Here is a 655-nt window from a genome sequence, read left to right as displayed (position 1 = left end):
GACGGTTGATCCTACGCAAGCCGTGCAGATCGTGCGCACGCAGCCACATGAAAACGAGAAAACGATCAAGAAGCTGTATTTGCAGGCCACAAGTTGGGCGCGCAATTACATCTATATGGAGAATCAGTATTTCTTTTATCCGACGTTCGCGCGCACGCTCAAGGAACATCGGATGGCGTACTGCCAGTCGTGGAGCAGCAAGTCCGGAAAGTCCGTCGCGGAATTACCGAAGCTGCACGTCTTCATCGTGATTCCAAACCCGGAGCGCGATCAGATGATCCCGCGCACGGCTGACGTACTGACTGAGTTGGGCCACGGCGGGGACGTGCCGGAACAGATCAAGTTGATCGATAGCGGTAAGTACAGCCAGAAATACTCGGACAGTCACAAGGGCAAAAACGGTACTCAAGTGCTGGACCGGCCGAGTTTGCAACAACTCTCCGACTCGATGGGGTTGGAGGTGAGCATCGCGCGACTGCGCACGAGCGGTCTGGATGCGAGTAAGAAGATGGCGTACCGGGAAATCTATATCCACTCGAAGCTGATGTTGATCGACGATGTTTTTGTGACGCTCGGCAGCGCGAATATGAACCAAAGAAGCATGGCGGTGGATAGTGAGATCAATATCGCGGCGACGGGAAAGGAACCGGTCAGT

The 655-nt window shown here is 54.4% G+C and carries 1 protein-coding gene; it reads left to right on the top strand.

Translation table 11 applies throughout. The features are described from left to right. Positions 1 to 655 (top strand): phospholipase D-like domain-containing protein (locus tag PQR08_RS38630; protein ID WP_408164494.1); only part of this gene is annotated, 655 nt, incomplete at both ends.

The sequence above is a fragment of the Caballeronia jiangsuensis genome (assembly GCF_046030135.1).
GTDB lineage: Bacteria > Pseudomonadota > Gammaproteobacteria > Burkholderiales > Burkholderiaceae > Caballeronia > Caballeronia jiangsuensis.
Note: the sequence above shows the minus strand (reverse complement) of the source record. Positions and strands in the feature narration are given on the sequence as shown.